The sequence below is a fragment of the Brevibacillus sp. FIR094 genome (assembly GCF_050477165.1).
In the GTDB taxonomy this organism is placed as follows: domain Bacteria; phylum Bacillota; class Bacilli; order Brevibacillales; family Brevibacillaceae; genus Brevibacillus.
On sequence record NZ_JBEAES010000111.1, the window covers coordinates 1 to 237 of the forward strand.

1 protein-coding gene is annotated in these 237 nt (G+C 49.4%); it reads right to left on the bottom strand.

The window, feature by feature from the left end; translation table 11 throughout:
- Positions 1–237: M4 family metallopeptidase (locus ACQ5DJ_RS30095; RefSeq protein ID WP_429845632.1), on the bottom strand; the 237-nt coding region annotated here is incomplete at both ends.

Genomic DNA, 237 nt, shown 5'->3' on the forward strand with positions numbered 1-237 from the left:
GAGTTTGGATTGAGGTAGTTTGTTAGGGCGTAGTAGTAGATTTTTGCTGTGTCATCTCGTCCAATGCCTGTGACCGTTACACCGGAGTGTGTGCCACCCTCTGCGAGGAGATATGCCGCTTTGTTGTTGATTCCGCTGTTAATGTGTACGCCTCCCTTGTCATTTGTACCCATGTATCGATTGCTGTAGTGGTCAGGATCACCAGCAATGGTTGGATCTTCGAGAGAGCGTAGTGCG